The sequence below is a fragment of the Siminovitchia sediminis genome (assembly GCF_042680885.1).
In the GTDB taxonomy this organism is placed as follows: domain Bacteria; phylum Bacillota; class Bacilli; order Bacillales; family Bacillaceae_C; genus Siminovitchia; species Siminovitchia sediminis.
Map to the genome: position 1 here is coordinate 1 of NZ_JBHUEO010000112.1, position 577 is coordinate 577.

Annotated in this window: 2 pseudogenes; both read right to left on the reverse strand. The window is 48.9% G+C overall.

Going from position 1 to position 577, the window contains the following annotated elements:
• Positions 1-210 (reverse strand): annotated as a pseudogene (locus tag ACFSCZ_RS17960) (ATP-binding protein); the annotation flags it as partial.
• Positions 207-577, reverse strand: a pseudogene (locus ACFSCZ_RS17965) (IS21 family transposase); the annotation flags it as partial. The pseudogenes ACFSCZ_RS17960 and ACFSCZ_RS17965, both read right to left, overlap by 4 nt.

Genomic DNA, 577 nt, shown 5'->3' on the forward strand with positions numbered 1-577 from the left:
AACATCAGGGAATTCCGCCCACTTCATCAGTTTCTCGCTGTTCTTCCTCTCCCTACAGCCAAGTTCATAACTCAAGATCTCGTGGATGAATTCATGATAGGTCCATCCCTTTGCCTCGGCTTCCCTTAGAAGGTTAGGCAGTTCTTTTGCGGTCTCAGCCAATCTCAATGTACGGCATTTGTCCTGCAATGCTTCATATGGCTGGCTCATCTGCCCGCACCCCCTTGGAGGACACTGATATAAATATCTTCTTTTCTTTCAGGGGCGACCAGATCCTTATATTTCTCATTGGGAATGCCGAAGTCCGGACGTTTCTTCAAGCTCTGGATTTCAAGTGAAACAGCGATATCCCGCAGATCATTTGCGCTGGCCAGCCCCAGTCTCTTCATCTCCCGGATGGCTTCCTCAATAAAGTGGGGATATTTCAAGATGGTTGATTGTACCACTTTCGGTTGGTCGACCAAATGGCGCGGGTACTCCTCAGCCAGCAGCCCAATCAGCCACTTTCCGATTTCTTTGTCCTCCAACATGCCATCAATCTGCTGAATCAACAGGTCACGTTTGGTGTGATTGCGCT